Raw genomic sequence first — 16,715 nt, forward strand, 5'->3', positions numbered from 1 at the left:
GCCTGATGTCCGAGGGACGGAACTGAAGCGAGTTGCGAGCAAAGAGCTCGAAGTTATTGGCCATAACCTGCCTCCCCTATGTCGGTATTCGTCGTTCGCTGACGTGCGAAATCCGTGGTGCCCAAGAGTGCCTCGGCAGCGCTTTCATCCGTGATCAGGACCTTGGCATCGCTCGCCCGCAAGGCCGCTCGGATAGCCTTTGCCTTGTGGGCTCCTCCGGCGGCGATGGCCACCAATCCGATCCCTTTGAGGTCGGCAGGGCTCACGGCCATCACCCGTTGATTGACGGGATGATCGACCTGCTCGCCTTCGGCGTCAATGAAATGGCAAACGAGGTCTCCAACGGCGCCGGCCTTCTCAAGCGAAGCCAGATCGGACTGGGGCAGCAGCCTTTCCCGGAACAGTGTCGAGTCGGCGACAAGGTCGCCGACGCTGACTAGGGCGATATCCGCGGCACGCGCGCGCTCCAGCAGCTCGCGTAGGGTCGGCTCACGCCATAGCGCCTCTCGCAGCGCCGCATCCGAGACGAAGACCGGCGCGGTGAGCTGGAAGCAATCGGCACCGAACATGTCGGCGACCCGTCGCGCCACCGCCGATGGATTGATGCTGCGCGAATGGGTCAGTCCGCCGAGCAGCGACACCACTGACATCCTCTCAAGATGGCGCGGCTGGATGCCGCGCAAGGCTTGGTGCAGCGTCTGGCCCCAGCCGACCGCAAGGGCGGTCCCGTTTGTCAGTTTGCCGGAGAGCCATAGCCCGGCCGCATATCCCACCATGGCCGCGATGTTGGCGGGATCGCGGGCCGCTGGCACCACCACCGCTTCATCGAGGCCCAAACAGGTAACGAGGCCGCGCTCCAGCCCCGCCTGCCGCGCCGAGCGCGCGTCGATTCGGATCTTTACCAAACCCTCGGTGCGAGCCGCGGCCAGCATGCGCACCACCTTGATCCGGCTGAGACCCAGCGCCTCGCCAATCTGCTCCTGCGTCAGCCCCTCGACGTAATAGAGCCATGCCGCGCGGACCTTGGCGTCTGCGATCGGTTCCTCGCGGTGAGAATGACCGAAGTCGATGATGTCTTCCAACGTTCCGTCGCCTAGCTGCACAGCCTTATTTGCATCATCGCAGGATCGGGGCGGGAAAGGCAACCGACTTGAACATATGTGCGCTTGACAGAACGAAAGATCTGATCTTCTGTTCCTACAAAAGAACATATGTCCTAGGGAGATGCCACGAGAATGGCCGCGATCCTGACGCAACCGCCTTTGGCGGCACCCGCTGCCGGCTTGTCATTGGCCGAGGCGCTCGAACTGCGTGGCAAAGCCGGCAAGCCAGTCCGCGTCGGTTTGATTGGCGCCGGCCAGATGGGCACCGACATCGTCGTTCAAATCTCCCAGATGACCGGTATCGAAATCGCCGCCGTCGCCGATATCGCGCCGGATCGCGTCGCGGAGGCCGCCGCACTCGCCGGGCGCAAGGGCGAGGTCGATAATGTCACCGACGAGGCCGGGCTCGATGGCGCTCGCCGCAAGGGTCGAATTGCCGCCACGACCTCGCTCGACCTGATCTGCCGCTCGCCCGACGTCGACGTCATCATCGACGCCACCGGGAATCCGGAAGCCGGCTCGCGGGTCGCGCTGACCGCCATTGCCGCGCGCAAGCATATCGTGATGATGAATGTCGAGGCCGACATTACCATCGGCTCCTATCTCGCGGTCGAGGCGGCGAAGGCGGGCGTCGTTTATACGCTGGGCGCCGGCGACGAGCCTGCCGCCGCGATGGAGCTGATCAATTTCGTCCGCGCCATGGGTTATCCGGTGGTCGCCGCCGGGAAGGGCAAGAACAACCCGTTCCGCATCGACGCGGTGCCGGCCGATTATGTCGAGGAAGCCACCCGCCGGAACATGAACCCGCGCATGCTTGTCGAATTCGTCGACGGCTCGAAGACGATGGTCGAGATGGTCGCCATCGCCAATGCCTGCGGCTTCATCCCCGACATCCCCGGCATGCACGGCCCCGCCGCGCCGAAGGACGAACTGCAGAACTATTTCTGCCCGAAGGAAGAAGGCGGCCTCCTCTCGCGGAAGGGCGTGGTCGATTTCTCGGTGGCCAAGGGTGTCGCGCCCGGCGTCTTCGCCGTCGCCGAGATGCGCCATCCCCGCGTCCGCGAGCGGATGAGCGACCTGCATCTGGGGCCCGGCCCCTATTACTCCTTCTTCCGGCCCTATCACCTGACGAGCTTGGAAGTGCCGCTTTCGGCCGCCGCCGCCGTCATTTTCAACCAGAGTCATATGCGCCCGCTGCCGGTACCGACCTCCGAGGTCGGCTGCGTCGCCAAGCGCGATCTCGCGGCCGGCGAGACGCTCGATGCCATCGGCGAATACGGCTATCGCGGCTTCGCGCTCTCCCGCTCTGACGCGCAAGCGCGCAAGGCGCTGCCGATCGGCCTCGCCCAGGGGGCGACGATGACGCGGCCTGTCGCCAAGGGCGAGCTCATCACGCTCGCCGACGCCACCCCCGACGAGCGGCTGAAGATCGTCGAGGTGCGCCGCGCCCAGGACGCGATGATCGCCGCGCTGACCTCCGGAGCCCAGGCATGAGCGCACGCAAGACAGACGACATGGCAAGCGCCGCGCCGAGGCCCAACCAGCGGCCCGAACTCGCCGCGCTCGACGACGAGACGGTGGCGCGCGCGCTGACCCGGATGCACCTCATCCGCAAGTTCGAGGAGGCGGCCGAGTCGAGCTACATGCGCGGCCTGATCCACGGCACGATGCATCTCTCGATCGGCCAGGAGGCGAGCGCCGTCGGCACGACGTTGCCACTCGAAGCACACGACTACATCCTCTCGACCCATCGCGGCCATGGCCACTGCATTGCGCGCGGCGCCGAGCCGAAGCTGATGTTCGCCGAGTTCTTCGGCAAGGAGACCGGCTACTGCAAGGGCCGCGGCGGCTCCATGCATATCGCCGATGTCGAGGGCGGCAATCTTGGCGCTAACGGCATCGTCGGCGGCGGCCTGCCGATCGCAGTCGGCGTCGGCATGAGCATCAAGGCCCAGAAGAACGGCCGGGTCTGCATGGTCTTCTTCGGCGACGGCGCCTCGAACGAGGGCGCCTTCCACGAGGCGCTCAACATGGCTTCGATCTGGAAGTTGCCGGTCGTTTTCGTCTGCGAGAACAACAAATACGGCATGTCGATGGACATCTCGCGCGCCATGGCGGTGACGAATGTCGCAGACCGTGCCGCCGCCTACGCCATGCCCGGCCATTGCCTCGACGGAAACGACCTTGCCGGCGTCGCGGCCGTGGCGCGCGAAGCGATTGCGCGGGCCCGCTCCGGCGAAGGCCCTTCGCTGATCGAGTGCAAGACCTATCGCTGGCGCGGCCACTCCAAGAGCGACCGCAATCTCTACCGGACAAAGGAGGAGATCGAGGAGTGGCGGGCGCAGGACCCGATCCGGCGCCTGGAGGACGAACTCAAGGCGCATGACCGGTTCGATGCTGTGGCGCTGATGAAGCTGGAAGAGGATGCCCAGCGCGACATCGACGCCGCCGTCGAATTCGCCCGCGCCTGCCCGGACCCCGATCCGAAAGACCTGACCCGTGACGTCTATGCCCTCTGACACGATCGAGGCCGCGGCCGAGATTCGCGAACTCTCCTATGCCGAGGCCGTGCGCGAGGCGCTCGGTCAGGCGATGGAAGCCGACGAGCGCGTCTTCCTCTTCGGCGAAGACGTCGGCGTCTATGGCGGCGCCTTCGGCGTCTCCGGCGATCTCGTCCACCGCTTCGGCAAGGAACGCGTGATCGACACCCCGATCAGCGAACTCGGCATTGCCGGGGCCGCAGTCGGCGCCGCGATCACCGGCATGCGGCCGGTGCTGGAGATCCAGTTCTCGGATTTCGTCACGCTTGCCATGGAGCAGCTCGTCAACCAGGCGGCCAAGATCCGCTTCATGTTCGGCGGCAAGGCGAGCGTGCCGATGGTGGTGCGCCTGCCCGGCGGCTCGGGCACCGGCGCGGCCGCGCAGCACAGCCAGAGCCTGGAGGCCTGGTTCGCGCATGTCCCGGGCCTCAAGGTCCTGCAACCGAGCACCCCGCATGACGCCAAGGGTATGCTGCTTGCCGCGATCGACGACCCCAACCCGGTCCTGATCTTCGAGCACAAGCTGCTCTACAAGACCAAGGGCCATGTCCCGGCGGACGCCTATCGCGTTCCGATCGGCAAAGCTGCGATCCGCCGCGAGGGCACAGACGTCACCATCGTCGGCTCCTCGATCATGGCCCGCAAGGCCGAGGCAGCGGCCGAGCGTCTCGCCGCAGACGGCATCTCGGCCGAGGTGATCGATCTGCGCTCGATCCGCCCGATCGACTTCACCGCGATCGCCGAGAGCGTGCGCAAGACGCACCGCTTGCTGGTCGTCTACGAGGGCGTCAAGACCATGGGCATCGGCGCCGAGATCTCGGCGATGATCGCCGAGAGCGAGGTCTTCGACTTCCTCGACGCGCCGATTATCCGGCTCGGCGGTGCGGATGCGCCGATTCCCTACAATCCGGTGCTGGAGAAGGCCGCCGTCCCGCAGGAGGACGACATCGTCGCCGCCGCCACCAATCTCGTGCGTCGCGGGGAAGCCTGATGCCGGTCGAGGTCATCCTTCCCAAGGTCGACATGGACATGGAGACGGGCACGATCGAGGCCTGGCATGTCAAGGAAGGCGATCTTGTCCGCCAGGGCGACACGATCTTCGAAATCGGCACCAACAAGGCCGTGATGGAGGTCGAGGCGCCGGCCAGCGGCGCGATCCGCGGCATCAAGCTCGAGACCGGCGTGCCGATCACGGTCGGTACGCCCGTCGCCTGGATCTACCTCGACGGCGAGGCCGCCACCACGCCGTCCGAGCCGGCAGCCGCTGCGGCTCCCGTGGCGGCTGCCACCTCCAACCCTGAGGGCGCGTCCCCGGCGTCAAGCGCCTCTGCGGCTCAATCTGTGGCGCCGGGCCTGCGCGCCACGCCGCTCGCCCGCCGTATCGCGCGCCAGAATGGCCTCGATCTCAAGGCAGTGGCCGGCACTGGACCACGCGGACGCATCGGGGAAGCCGATGTGAAGCGCCATCTGGAGCAACGCCCACGTTGCGCGCCCGCGCAGGAGACACGTCCCGCGCCGGTCCCGGCCGCGAGCAATTCCGAGGGCCGGCTGCAGCCCTTCTCGGCGATCCGCCGCATCGTCGCGAACCGGCTCTCCGAGAGCATGCGCACGGCGCCGCATTTCTATCTCACCTCCGAGATCGAGATGAGCGCATCCCGCGATCTGCTGCGCCGCCTCGCTGCCCGTCACGAGCGCATCGGCGCGCCTAAGCCCAGCATCACCGTGCTGATCGCCCGCATCGCTGCCCGCATCCTGCGCGACCACCCGGTCATCAATGCATCCGCCGAGGGCGAGGCGACGCGCTTCCACGAGCGCATCGATATCGGCATCGCCATGGAGCGCGACGGCGATCTCGTCGTGCCGGTGCTGCGCGATGCCGGCAACATGGATATGCCGGCGATGGCGCGCGAATTCGCCAGATTGCGCGACGGCATGGCCAAGCGCACGCTGACACCGGCCGAGCTCGGCGGCGGCACCTTCACCATCTCCAATCTCGGCATGTACGGCGTCGACAGCTTCACCGCGATTATCAATCCGCCGCAGGGCGCGATCCTCGCGGTCGGCCGAACCGTCGACAAGCCCGTTGGCCGAGACGGCCAGATCGTGCTGAGGCCGATGGCGAATTTCACGTTGTCCTCGGACCACCGGATCGTGGACGGCGTCGCCGCCGCCCGCTTCATGGCCGATCTGCGCGAGGCGCTGGAAAGCCCCGAGATACTTTTGTGATTGAAGGGCGGTCGCGGCCGCGCAAGGCCGTGAATTGCCAGCTATAGACCATCAAAATGCAAGATCGGCCACCGCAACGGGCGCAAAGGTCGACGGCGAATGACGGAGGAGACGAAATGATGACCCAGACGAGACGCAAATTCGTGATGGCCGCAGCCTTCGGCGCGCTGCTCGCCGCCGGCCCGGCCTTCGCGCAGGCCCCCTCGGGCAAGCTCGTGCTCTACACCTCGCAGCCGGAGAAGGATGCGGCCCAGACAATTGCCGCCTTCAAGAAGGCTTATCCCAGCGTCGACGTCGACATCTTCCGCTCCGGCACGACCGAGGTGATGGGCAAGCTCGCCGCCGAGATATCGGCCGGCCAGCCCGGCGCCGACGTGCTGCTGATCGCCGATGCCGCGAGCATGGAGATCCTGAAGGCGCAGAAGCAGCTGCTCGCCTATCCCGGCGCCAAGACCGACGGCCTGCAGCCCGGCTCCTTCGACGCCGACAAGACCTATTTCGGCTCGAAGCTGATCACCACCGGCATCGCCTACAACACCGCCGCCAAGGAGAAGCCAAGCTCCTGGGCCGATCTCGACAAGCCCGGCTACAAGGGCCAGATCTCGATGCCGAGCCCGCTTTATTCCGGTGCCGCAGCGATCATGCTCTCCACCATGACGGCAAGGCCCGATCTCGGCTGGAAGCTCTTCGAGGGGCTGRAGGCCAACGAGGCCGTCGCCGTGCGCGGCAACGGCGCGGTGCTGCGCTCTGTCGCCACCGGCGAGAAGGCCTATGGTGTTCTTGTGGACTTCATGGCCTACAACGCCAAGAAGCAGGGCTCGCCGATCGACTTCGTCTTCCCGAACGAAGGCGCGCCGGCGGTGACCGAGCCGGTCGCCATCGTGAAGAYGACCAAGAACGAGGCCGCCGCCAAGGCATTCGTCGACTTCATCCTCTCCGATGACGGCCAGAAGCTCGCGCTCGCCATGGGCTATATCCCGGCCAAGCCCAGCGTCGGCTCGCCGTCCTGGCTGCCAGAGGGCACCAAGATCAACGTGATGCCTTCCGACATCGCGGCGGTGGTCAAGGTGACGGAAGCCGACAAGGCCCGCTTCGCCACCATGTTCGGCAACTGAGCCCGGACGGGTGCGCATGTCCCTCGCCGACACCGCGACGCTGCGCACGCGCGTCGAGGAGACGGGGCTCCTCTGGGGGCTCGTCGGTCTCGTCGCGCTGCTCTCGCTGCTGCCGATCGGGCGGCTGGTCATCGAAGGGCTGGCCCCCGGCGGCCAGCTCTCTGCGACGGCGCTCGGGAAGGTGTTCGCCAGCCCGGCGACCTGGACGGCGACCGCCAACAGCCTGGTCACCGCGATATCCGGCACCGTGCTCGCGGTGCTGATCGGCGGGACCGTTGCGCTGCTGGCGACGCTGACCGACATCCGCGCCCGCAACGCCTTCACCTTCTGCTTCGTGCTGCCGCTGATGATCGCACCGCAGGTCACGGCACTAGCCTGGCTCCAGCTTTTCGGCCCGTCGAGCACGCTGCTGAAGCTGATCGGTATGGCCCCGCCGCTCGGCAGCCGCAATCCGCTCTATTCGCGCGAGGGCATCATCCTGCTGCTCGGCCTGCAATATGCGCCGCTGGTCTTCCTGACGCTGCGTGCCGGCCTGCGCGCCCTGCCCAAGGAATTGATCGAGGCCGGCCTTGCCGCCGGCGCCAGCCCGCTCACCGTGCTGCGCACCGTCGTGCTGCCGCTGATGACCCCGCCGCTCGTCGCCGGCATCGCGCTCTGCTTCGTCTCCTGCCTCGGCAATTTCGGCATCCCGGCCTTTCTCGGCATCCCCGGCAACTTCCTCGTCCTGCCGACGCTGATCTACCAGCGCCTCGCGGGCCTCGGGCCGGGCGTGCTCTCGGAAGTCGCGATCCTGTCGCTGCTGATCGGCGTCATCGCCATGGCCGGCATCCTGCTGCAGGATTTCATGATGCGCCGTCGCGACTTCCGCATCACCACGACTTCGAGCGCCGCGCGGCCCTTCGAGCTCGGGCGCTGGCGCGCGCCGATCGAGACGCTGCTCTGGACCTTCGCGATCCTCGTCCTGGCTCTGCCGCTGCTCGGCCTGCTCAGCACGTCGCTGATCCCAGCCTTCGGCGTGCCGCTCAATGCGGCGACGGCGACATTCGGCAATTATGCCTATGTCCTCTTCGAGCACGCCGCCTCGAAGCGCGCCTTCGTCAACAGCTTCCTGATGTCGGCGGGAGCAGCGATCCTGATCGTGCTGATCTGCGTCCCGCTCGGCTACTTCATCGTCTGGAAGAAGTCGCGGGCGCTCAGGTTGCTCAACCTCGCCGCCGAGCTGCCCTATGCCATGCCTGGCGTGGTGCTCGCGATCGCCGCGATCCTGCTCTTCCTCAAGCCGCTGCCGGTGCTGGGCGTCTCGCTCTACAACACGGTCTGGATCATCGTCTTCGCCTATCTCGCCCGCTTCCTCGTGCTCGGCCTGCGGCCGATCGTCAGCGGCTATCTGCAGATCGACCGCACGCTGGAGGAGGCGGCGCAGATCGCCGGTGCCGGCCTGCCGCGCCGCCTCGTCACCATCATCTTCCCGCTGGTCGCGCCGGCGGCGGTGGCGGGCGCGCTCTTGATCTTCCTCACCGCCTTCAACGAGCTGACGGTCTCGGCGCTGCTTTGGTCTTCCGGAGCCGAGACGCTTGGCGTCGTCGTCTTCTCCTTCGAGCAGGGTGGCGACTCAACCTATGCCTCGGCGCTGGCGACGATCACCGTTCTCGTCACGGTCGCCCTGATGGCTTCGACCACTCTCTTCGCCCAAAAACTGCCCCAGGGAGTCCTGCCGTGGCGCGACTGACCATCGACCGGGCGCAGAAGCGCTTCGGCTCCTATATCGCCCTGAACGACGTCTCGATCGATGTCGAGGACGGCGAGTTTCTGGCCGTGCTCGGTGCGTCCGGCTGCGGCAAGACCACGCTGCTGCGCCAGATCGCCGGCTTCGACAAGCTCGACGGCGGCGCGATCCGCATCGGCGACCGGCTCGTCTCCTCGTCCGAGCAGCACGTTTCGCCCGAGCATCGCAAGCTCGGCATCGTCTTCCAGTCCTATGCGCTCTGGCCGCATATGACGGTGGCGGAGAACGTCGCCTATGGCCTTACCGTCGCCGGCGTGCGTGATCCCGAGCGGGCTCGCCGCGTCGCGGCGGCGCTCGATCTCGTCGGCCTGAACGGTTTCGCCGAGCGTCGACCGGGCATGCTCTCCGGCGGTCAACGCCAGCGCGTCGCGCTCGCCCGCTGCCTTGTCACCGAACCCTCGCTCGTTCTGCTCGACGAGCCGCTTGCCAATCTCGACGTGCATCTGCGTGCCTCGATGGAGGAGGAGTTCTCTCGTTTCCACGAGCGCACGGGCACCACCATGGTCTACATCACCCATGACCAGGCCGAGGCGATGGCGCTGGCCGACCGCATCGCCGTGATGGACCGGGGCCGGGTGCTGCAGCTCGCCACGCCCTCGATGCTCTATCGCGAGCCTGCCAACAYCACCGTCGCCGGCTTCATCGGCGACGGCATGGTGCTGCCGGCGACCGTGCTGTCGACGCCCCGGGCTGGCCGCTGCAAGGTCAGCGTGCTCGGTGTCGAGGCGGTGGTGCGCTGCCGGCCGGATCAGGCCGTTACCGACCAGGCGAAGCTCTGCCTGCGGGCACGCGACATCGGCATCGCTCCCTCCGGACGGGAGGGGCTTTCGGCCATGGTGGAACGGCTCTCCTATCAGGGCGGCTTCTTCCGGCTCGAGGCACGCCCCGCCGCCAGCAACGACCTCGTGCTGCATCTCGATGCCGCCGAGCCCGCGCCGGCCCAGGCCGGCGATGTGATCCGCATCTCGATCCATGATGGCTGGGTCATCCCCGAAGCCGGGATCATGGACAAAGCCGCATGAGACCGGCCGCATGAAAATCAAGATCCATGGCGGGGTCGGCGAGAAGGGTCGGACCTGTATCGGTATCGAACATGGCGGGACCCGGCTTCTGCTCGATGTCGGCGTCGACACCAGCGCGCTGCGGGGCCCCGACTACTACCCCGTGATCACGCCTGACGAGCTGAAGCGGCTCGATGCGATCATCGTGACCCACGCCCATGAGGACCATGTCGCGGCGCTGGGCTGGTGCCTCACCCACGGCTTTGCCGGCCGCATCCTCATGACCGCAGAAAGCGCCGCCGAAACCGACGCGACGCTCGCGGCTTATGCGACGCCGCAGGAGCGCGCGGTGGCCGCGGAGAGCACGCCCGAGATCATCGCCGCCGGCGAGGATTTCAGGCTCGGCCCGATTGCGATCCGGACCGGCCGCAGCGGGCATGTCGTCGGCGGCGTCTGGTGCCATCTGAGCGCCGAAGGCCGCAGCGTCGGCTACTGCGGCGACGTTGTGCCGGCGAGCCCGGTCTTCGCCATGGATCCTCTGCCGCCTTGCGACCTCTTGCTGATCGACGCCTCCTATGGCGAGGATCGCGTGCCCGCGGCAGAGCGTGGCGCCACCATCTCCCGCTGGCTCGCGGGGCATCCGCAAGGCGCAGTGCTGCCGACGCCACTGTCCGGCCGTTCCATCGAGTTGCTCGGGCTGATCCGGGGGCCGATCGCCATTCATCCGTCGATGAAAGCGGCGTTGGCCGAACAGATTGCGGCCTCCGCCTGGCTGAAGTCGGGCGCGTTTGATCTGTTATCGGCCCGGCTCGCCGACGCTGTTTCATGGCAGGAGGGTCAACCATTGCCGGTGGCTGCGCTACTCTGCGACGACGGTATGGGGCTCGCGGGGCCTTCGAGAGCCGCTCTCGCCCAGGCGCGCCGCGACGGTCACCCGGTCCTGCTGACCGGTCACATCCCGAAAGGCAGCCCCGCAGATGCCATGCGCGCAGCGGGGAAGGCCGATTGGTTGCGCTTCCCTACCCATCCGACCTTGCCCGAGAACGCCTGTATCGCGGCGGCGAGCGGCGCCCGGCTCGTGCTCGCTCATTCCTGCGATGAGCCGACAGCCCGCGCGCTCGCAGCCGACATTCCAAACCTCGTCGCCGATCTCAAGCCTGGCGACGTCATCGAGGTCTGACCATGCGAATCCTAATCGCCAATGATGACGGTATCGATGCTCCTGGTATCGCACTTCTCCGCCGTGCGGCGGCTCGCGTGGCTTCCGACATCTGGGTGGTTGCGCCGGAACGGAAGTGGACAGCGGCGAGCCACCATCTCTCCTTCGACCGCGATCTGACGCTCACGCGGCGCGAGGAACAACACTATGCGCTCGACGGAACGCCGGCCGATTGCGTCGTCGCGGCGATGACGGTGCTGTTCCGCAACGGCGGCCAGCCGGACCTCGTGCTGTCCGGTGTCAATGACGGGCGCAACGCCGCAGAGGACGCCGCCTATTCCGGGACGTTGTCCATCGCGCGCGAGGCAAGCTTCTGGGACATTCCGGCGATCGGCTTTTCACGCACCAAGGGCGGCACGTCCGAGGAGCAGGACGTCGATGCGTTGGCGAAACTGATCGAGCGGCTCTGGATCAAGCGCGAAGACTGGGTGCGCGAAGGCGTCTATCTCAGTGTCAATCTGCCGAAGGCGTTGCCGGCTGAGGCTGAACTCGCCTCCATTGGTCGCGACAAGATCGCCGGAGCTGCCGATATCCAAACGGAAGACGGCAATCGCATTGTCTGGCGCATCCGCCGCGGACGACCTCATAGCCGCAGGGCCGGAGACGAGAACAGCCTGATCGATGCAGGCCGTATCGCCATCGTCCGCCACTGTTGGATGGATGGGGCGCCTCTTCCCCAAAGCTTCACCATGGGTCTCAACGCCGCCCAACAGCCTGTTTCGCCAGGAGAATTTCATCCGACCGAAGCAGAATGACTGCCTATAGATCCCGGCACTGCGATGGCCAAAGCACCACCTAACTCCAAGCCTCTCCCACAGGTGGCTGCCGTGCCGGTGCGGCGCCGGCACGATGGTACGGCGGAGATTTTGCTGGTCACGACCAGGTCAACCAAGCGATGGACGCTTCCAAAAGGTTGGCCCGTCAAGAAGCTCAAGGGATCAGAGGCAGCCGCTAAAGAAGCGTTTGAAGAGGGCGGCGTTGTCGGCCGCATTCGCAAAAAGCCTATAGGACGCTATCTTTATTGGAAGCGTATGGATGGGTATTTCAGCCTTTGTAAGGTTCGTCTCTATGTGTTGAATGTTGCTGCAGAGCACTCCGATTGGCCGGAAAAGGGTGAGCGCTTACGCAGTTGGTTCAAATGGCAAGATGCAGCGGATCTGGTCGAGGAACCTGGGCTACGTAAACTTCTGAAGGGCGTCTGCATTTGAGTGATGATTGGACGCCCGATTGACACAATGGATGCGGCTCACTCTATCGAACGCACAGTCTCCGTCGAATGAAAGTTGCACGGATCTGAAAGTACGGTTCACTGCACCTCGTCATCCAGCGTGCAGCGCGCCACGCTCGAGAGCGGTCATTGGCCGAGCGCGGCCTCTCCATCGGCGACAAAGTGCGGAACTGCGCCCATCGCTCCCGATTGGCATGGCACCTGCGACGCCTTCTTCAAGCACGCAACCGGGCGCGTGAAGGAGATCCAGCGCGTCGCCCGCTTCCATCGCGACCCGTTTGAGCCGATCATGCCGGTTCTCGAAGCCGAAAGCCCGGTCGGGGAATATCGCAAGATCACCGAGGAAATCCTCGCCCTGCTGCCCGATCCGTCGCGCTATCCGCGCCAGGCCGCGGAAGCCGTCCGCTCTTTCCTGATGCTTCGGTTTGGCCTGCATCTCGGGCTTAGACAGAAGAACCTGCGCCAGCTCCTGGTTTGCCCGCGGGGGCAGATCCCGCGCTCAGAACGTCAGCTGGAGGACCTTAAGCGAGGCGAGCTGCGTTGGAGCGACAGGGATGGAGGCTGGGAGGTCCTGATCCCTTCCGTCGCCTTCAAGAACGCTACGTCGTCGTATTTCGGGAGCAAGCCGTTTAGGCTGGTTCTGCCAGATTTCGGCGGGCTCTACGAACAAATTGAAGCCGATGTCACGCGCCACCGCCGCGTCCTGCTGGCTGGCGCCGATGACCCTGGCGCCTTTTCGTGAAGACGGTCAAGCGGACGAGCTCGGATGCGGCTTACGACCAGACCACCTTCTACGAGGCATGGCGGCTGACGATCCAGCGGGATGGAAGCGGCGGGCGGGGCGGGGCAGCACGGGAAGAACTTCGCAGGGCCGATGAGCGCAGAGGCCGACGACGCGGCCGCCAAGTGGCTGAAAGCGGGACCTTGTCGACAGGAATAGGAAATCTTTAGCCCGCTCGCTCTCAAGGTTTACGCCCTGGATTGCCCGGCTCGATGGCGACCCGGTCAAGTAACACCAGGGCGGTGTCGACGACACCCTCAAGCAGCGCCCTTTCGGGCCGCACCCGTGCCAGCACGCGGACACCCATCAGCACGCCAAGGAGGTGCCGGGCGAGATTCTCTGCCGGGCGAGAGGGCGTGATCGAGCCACTTGCCTGGCCTTTGACGATGCAGGACAGGAAGAAGCCTTCGATCCGCTGGAGCACGTCCGCGACCGCAGCCCTGAAGCCCGGATCCTCTGGTGCCACGTCGAGCGCGGCATTCACCAGCATGCAACCCTTGCATTCCTCGTCCTTGAGCGATCGGGACAGGATCTCGCGGAAGAAGGCGTCGATCGCCGCGCGCGRYTCCATGGCCCCGCAGCGCCGGATCCTGTCGCCGATGCTGCCTTCGACATAGTGATCGAGCGCGCGGCGATAGATGGAATGCTTATCGCCGAAGGCGTTGTAGAGGCTGGCGCCAGTCAGGCCCGTGCCGTCGATCAGGTCGCGGATCGACGTTGCCTCGTAGCCGCGCTTCCAGAAACACTGGACCGCCGCATCGAGCACAGCCTCTTCGTCGAATTCCCTGGGTCTGCCCATGACGCTCCTTGCCGATCGGTCCGATCGCACAGTGCTACAGGCGATCCCGTCTTGTATTTTAGAACGAACGAACTAAAACTTAAACTGCGCAGCTCTGAAGATAATGCCGTCGGAGAGGCTTACGGCCATGGATCTGGAACAGGAACTGGCGGCTTTCAGGGTCGACTTCGCGCAAACTGCGCCTGAAGGCCGCGTTGCCCTCCATGACATCGGTAAGGCCGGGTGGGTCCTGCTCGCCTCGCTCCATTTCGACGACAGGACGCGTCTCGAGCGCGAGGCCATTCTCGCGGCACTGCGGACGGCCCGGTCCTGATCCATGTCCGACTTGCGGACAGTTCTGGCGAAGCCGACCTGGGGTAAGGCCCTTGCGCGCCCGCGCGGTCGCGCCGCCGGCATCGCCTGGGCGGCACTTACGGTGTCGATCTTTTCCGGCTGGTTCGTCATCACGCGCTTCAGCGTGACGCGGGAGCTGCGTATCTGGGATATCACGGCGCTGCGCTTCGGGATCGGGGCGCTGCTGCTGGCGCCGGTCCTTGTCCGAAACAGGACACGCCTGGCTCCGGCGGCCTGGGGCATGGGCTTCGTCTTCGCCGTGCTGTGGGGCGTGCCGTTCGTGCTGCTGGTTGCGCTCGGCCTTAGCCTCACCTCTGCGGCGCAGGCCGCTTCGATCGCCCCGACCCTGATGCCGCTCTTCGCGGGCCTCTTCGCCTGGACCTTCCTGGGCGAAGCGCAGGGCCGGTGGCGCTGGAGCGGATACGGCGCCATCCTGGCCGGATTGTCGCTGCTCCTGCTGGCGGGCGCGGCGGCGAGCGGGCCGCCGAGCGCAGCCGGCATCGGTGCGCTTGCAGCGGCCGCCGCGATGTGGGCGATCTATACGCTTCTCTTCCGCAGGAGCGGCCTTGCTCCGATCGAGTCTGCCGCGCTGATCTGCTTCTGGTCGGCTGTGCTCTTCCTGCCGATCTATTGGTTCGGCGGCCTGAGCCGACTCGATCACGCCGGCGCGGGCGAAATCGCGCTGCAGGCCCTCTATCAGGGCGTGCTGATGAGCGGGGTCGCGATCTTTACCTTCAACCGCGCTGTCTCGCTGCTTGGGTCCTCGGCCGCGACCGCGATCATCGCGCTCATCCCCGCGATCGCCTCGCTGCTGGCCATTCCGATCCTCGGCGAGCACCCGACGCCGACTGAGGGTGTGGCGATCGCCGTCATCGTGTCCGGGGTCCTGCTCGCCGCCCGAAAGCCCGCACCGCCTGATGAACGATGGGAAAACCGATGATCCGCTTCTATTTCCATCCCACGCCCAACCCCGCGAAGGTCGCGCTGTTCCTGGAGGAGGCCGGCCTGGCCTATGAGACGATCCCCGTCGATACCAGCAAGGGCGAGCAGCACCTTCCTGCCTTCCGGGCCGTCAATCCGAACGGCAAGGTGCCGGCCATCGTCGACACGGAAGGGCCGGGCGGCCGCCAGGCGCGCGTGTTCGATTCCACCGCAATCCTGCTCTATCTCGCTGAGAAGACCGGGCAGTTTCTCGGCGCTTCGGAAGACCGGCCGGAATTGCTCTCCTGGCTCTTGTTCCTCGCCTCCGGCCTCGGCCCGTTTTCGGGACAGGCGGTGCATTTCCAGTTCGCGGCGCCGGAAGGGCTGGACTACGCCGTGAACCGCTATCGTCGTGAGGCGGAGCGCCATTATCAGGTCCTCGATGACCATCTCGCGGGACGCAGCTATATCGTCGGCGAGACTTATACGATCGCAGACATGTCGGCCTGGGGCTGGCTCGACCGCGCCTCGCGCGTGCGCAAGGGCGCCGAGGATCCGCTCGCGCCGTTCCCCAATCTCAGGCGTCTGTTCGAGAGCGTCGATGCGCGGCCTGCGGTCGCGCGGGCTCGTGCGGTCGGGCAGGATCATGCCTTCAAGCAGGTCCGCGACGAGGAGGCGAAGCGGGCGCTCTTCCCCTCGAATTATCCACCCGCGGCCTGAAGCCGAAGCCTGGAGATCGATTCATGAGCGACACGACAGACTACGTTCCGCCGAAGGTCTGGACCTGGGACAAGGCCAGCGGCGGCCGCTTCGCCAATATCAACCGCCYGATCGCCGGCCCGACCCATGAAAAGGAGCTGCCCGTCGGCAAGCACCCCCTCCAGCTCTATTCGCTGGGAACCCCGAACGGCATCAAGGTCACCGTGATGCTGGAGGAATTGCTGGCCGCCGGCCACACGGGGGCTGAGTACGATGCCTGGCTGATCAAGATCGGCGATGGCGATCAGTTCGGCTCCGGCTTCGTCGAGGTCAATCCCAACTCGAAGATCCCGGCGCTGCTAGACCGCAGCGGGCCGACCCCGATCCGCATCTTCGAATCCGGCGCAATCCTGGTGCATCTCGCCGAGAAGTTCGGCGCCTTCCTCCCGCAGGAGCAGCCGGCGCGGTCGGAAACCCTCTCCTGGCTGTTCTGGCAGATGGGCTCGGCGCCGTTCCTCGGCGGCGGCTTCGGCCATTTCTATGCCTATGCGCCGACCAAGCTCGAATATCCGATCAACCGTTACGCCATGGAGGTGAAGCGCCAGCTCGACGTGCTCGACCGACGCCTCGCCGACAACGAGTTCATCGCGGGCGACGCCTACACCATCGCCGATATGGCGATCTGGCCCTGGTATGGCGGGCTCGTCATGGGCTGGCAGTACGGTGCGGCCGAATTCCTCTCGGTGCAGGACTACAAGAACGTCGTCCGCTGGGCCGAACAGCTATTCGCCCGGCCGGCCGTGAAGCGAGGCCGCATGGTCAACCGCGTGGTCGGCGATCCGTCGGAGCAGCTCCACGAACGCCACGATGCCGGCGACTTCGAAACCCGGACCCAGGACAAGCTTGCGGGATCCTAGTTGTCGCCCGCGGCTACATACGCACCGGCGGCAACGCAGTCGCCGGC

Annotated in this window: 16 protein-coding genes and 1 pseudogene; 15 read left to right on the top strand and 2 right to left on the bottom strand. The window is 66.1% G+C overall.

What is annotated here, in order from left to right:
- Positions 1-53: 53 nt before the first annotated feature.
- Positions 54-1,082, bottom strand: a complete 1,029-nt coding sequence (locus tag AB4Y99_RS03210) for a sugar-binding transcriptional regulator (RefSeq protein ID WP_441522340.1) — start codon at positions 1,080-1,082, stop codon at positions 54-56.
- Positions 1,083-1,235: 153 nt separating this feature from the next.
- Between AB4Y99_RS03210 and AB4Y99_RS03215 the strand changes: the two genes are divergently transcribed.
- The 11 genes and pseudogenes from AB4Y99_RS03215 to AB4Y99_RS03265 form a co-directional block, all read left to right on the top strand.
- Positions 1,236-2,597, top strand: a complete 1,362-nt coding sequence (locus AB4Y99_RS03215; RefSeq protein ID WP_441522341.1) for an NAD(P)H-dependent oxidoreductase — start codon at positions 1,236-1,238, stop codon at positions 2,595-2,597.
- A 20-nt stretch (positions 2,598-2,617) separates the two neighbouring features.
- Positions 2,618-3,622, top strand: a complete 1,005-nt coding sequence (locus AB4Y99_RS03220; RefSeq protein ID WP_441522367.1) for a thiamine pyrophosphate-dependent dehydrogenase E1 component subunit alpha — start codon at positions 2,618-2,620, stop codon at positions 3,620-3,622.
- Positions 3,612-4,634, top strand: coding sequence for an alpha-ketoacid dehydrogenase subunit beta (locus AB4Y99_RS03225; protein ID WP_441522342.1), 1,023 nt, complete (start codon positions 3,612-3,614; stop codon positions 4,632-4,634). The genes AB4Y99_RS03220 and AB4Y99_RS03225 overlap by 11 nt, the downstream gene beginning before the upstream one ends.
- Positions 4,634-5,869: a dihydrolipoamide acetyltransferase family protein gene (locus AB4Y99_RS03230; protein ID WP_441522343.1), complete on the top strand. Its 1,236-nt coding sequence runs from the start codon at positions 4,634-4,636 to the stop codon at positions 5,867-5,869. The genes AB4Y99_RS03225 and AB4Y99_RS03230 overlap by 1 nt, the downstream gene beginning before the upstream one ends.
- A gap of 116 nt (positions 5,870-5,985) precedes the next feature.
- Positions 5,986-6,984 (top strand): ABC transporter substrate-binding protein, encoded by a 999-nt coding sequence (locus tag AB4Y99_RS03235; protein WP_441522344.1) that lies wholly within the window; start codon positions 5,986-5,988, stop codon positions 6,982-6,984.
- Positions 6,985-7,000: 16 nt separating this feature from the next.
- Positions 7,001-8,713 carry an ABC transporter permease gene (locus AB4Y99_RS03240; RefSeq protein ID WP_441522345.1) on the top strand — a complete coding sequence of 571 codons (1,713 nt, stop codon included), beginning with the start codon at positions 7,001-7,003 and terminating at the stop codon, positions 8,711-8,713.
- On the top strand, positions 8,701-9,792 hold the full coding sequence (locus AB4Y99_RS03245; RefSeq protein WP_441522346.1) for an ABC transporter ATP-binding protein: 1,092 nt from the start codon (positions 8,701-8,703) through the stop codon (positions 9,790-9,792). Before AB4Y99_RS03240 ends, AB4Y99_RS03245 begins: the two co-directional genes overlap by 13 nt.
- A gap of 10 nt (positions 9,793-9,802) precedes the next feature.
- Positions 9,803-10,951: an MBL fold metallo-hydrolase gene (locus AB4Y99_RS03250; protein WP_441522347.1), complete on the top strand. Its 1,149-nt coding sequence runs from the start codon at positions 9,803-9,805 to the stop codon at positions 10,949-10,951.
- Positions 10,952-10,953: 2 nt separating this feature from the next.
- The gene (gene surE, locus AB4Y99_RS03255) at positions 10,954-11,745 is read left to right on the top strand and encodes a 5'/3'-nucleotidase SurE (RefSeq protein WP_441522348.1); all 792 of its coding nucleotides are present in this window, start codon (positions 10,954-10,956) and stop codon (positions 11,743-11,745) included.
- Positions 11,746-11,769: 24 nt separating this feature from the next.
- Entirely contained in the window at positions 11,770-12,198 is a 429-nt protein-coding gene (locus AB4Y99_RS03260) for an NUDIX hydrolase (RefSeq protein ID WP_081925564.1), read from the top strand.
- 207 nt (positions 12,199-12,405) lie between these two features.
- Positions 12,406-13,046: pseudogene (locus tag AB4Y99_RS03265) on the top strand (hypothetical protein); the annotation flags it as partial.
- Between the two features lie 134 nt (positions 13,047-13,180).
- Here the strand turns inward: AB4Y99_RS03265 and AB4Y99_RS03270 are convergent.
- Entirely contained in the window at positions 13,181-13,765 is a 585-nt protein-coding gene (locus tag AB4Y99_RS03270) for a TetR/AcrR family transcriptional regulator (protein WP_441522349.1), read from the bottom strand.
- 160 nt (positions 13,766-13,925) lie between these two features.
- On the opposite strand from AB4Y99_RS03270, the gene AB4Y99_RS03275 reads away from it, so the two are divergent.
- Genes AB4Y99_RS03275 through yghU form a run of 4 tightly spaced genes read left to right on the top strand, consistent with a single transcriptional unit; the run spans position 13,926 to position 16,668 of the window.
- Complete coding sequence (locus tag AB4Y99_RS03275) at positions 13,926-14,111, top strand: hypothetical protein (RefSeq protein ID WP_441522350.1); 186 nt, start codon at positions 13,926-13,928, stop codon at positions 14,109-14,111.
- 3 nt (positions 14,112-14,114) lie between these two features.
- Positions 14,115-15,071: a DMT family transporter gene (locus AB4Y99_RS03280; RefSeq protein WP_441522351.1), complete on the top strand. Its 957-nt coding sequence runs from the start codon at positions 14,115-14,117 to the stop codon at positions 15,069-15,071.
- Positions 15,068-15,772: a glutathione S-transferase family protein gene (locus AB4Y99_RS03285; protein ID WP_142021131.1), complete on the top strand. Its 705-nt coding sequence runs from the start codon at positions 15,068-15,070 to the stop codon at positions 15,770-15,772. Before AB4Y99_RS03280 ends, AB4Y99_RS03285 begins: the two co-directional genes overlap by 4 nt.
- A 23-nt stretch (positions 15,773-15,795) precedes the next feature.
- Positions 15,796-16,668, top strand: coding sequence for a glutathione-dependent disulfide-bond oxidoreductase (gene yghU / locus AB4Y99_RS03290; protein ID WP_441522352.1), 873 nt, complete (start codon positions 15,796-15,798; stop codon positions 16,666-16,668).
- Positions 16,669-16,715 lie beyond the last annotated feature (47 nt).

The sequence above is a fragment of the Allobosea sp. TAB14 genome (assembly GCF_052113865.1).
Classification (GTDB): domain Bacteria; phylum Pseudomonadota; class Alphaproteobacteria; order Rhizobiales; family Beijerinckiaceae; genus Allobosea; species Allobosea spartocytisi.

Bases quoted from the DNA above. Each gene is read 5' to 3' on its own strand.
- AB4Y99_RS03260 (WP_081925564.1), top strand. From the start codon at position 11,770: ATGGCCAAAGCACCACCTAACTCCAAGCCTCTCCCACAGGTGGCTGCC.
- AB4Y99_RS03275 (WP_441522350.1), top strand. From the start codon at position 13,926: ATGGATCTGGAACAGGAACTGGCGGCTTTCAGGGTCGACTTCGCGCAA.
- AB4Y99_RS03285 (WP_142021131.1), top strand. From the start codon at position 15,068: ATGATCCGCTTCTATTTCCATCCCACGCCCAACCCCGCGAAGGTCGCG.
- AB4Y99_RS03250 (WP_441522347.1), top strand. From the start codon at position 9,803: ATGAAAATCAAGATCCATGGCGGGGTCGGCGAGAAGGGTCGGACCTGT.
- surE (WP_441522348.1), top strand. From the start codon at position 10,954: ATGCGAATCCTAATCGCCAATGATGACGGTATCGATGCTCCTGGTATC.
- AB4Y99_RS03225 (WP_441522342.1), top strand. From the start codon at position 3,612: ATGCCCTCTGACACGATCGAGGCCGCGGCCGAGATTCGCGAACTCTCC.
- AB4Y99_RS03280 (WP_441522351.1), top strand. From the start codon at position 14,115: ATGTCCGACTTGCGGACAGTTCTGGCGAAGCCGACCTGGGGTAAGGCC.
- AB4Y99_RS03240 (WP_441522345.1), top strand. From the start codon at position 7,001: ATGTCCCTCGCCGACACCGCGACGCTGCGCACGCGCGTCGAGGAGACG.
- AB4Y99_RS03215 (WP_441522341.1), top strand. From the start codon at position 1,236: ATGGCCGCGATCCTGACGCAACCGCCTTTGGCGGCACCCGCTGCCGGC.
- AB4Y99_RS03230 (WP_441522343.1), top strand. From the start codon at position 4,634: ATGCCGGTCGAGGTCATCCTTCCCAAGGTCGACATGGACATGGAGACG.
- AB4Y99_RS03220 (WP_441522367.1), top strand. From the start codon at position 2,618: ATGGCAAGCGCCGCGCCGAGGCCCAACCAGCGGCCCGAACTCGCCGCG.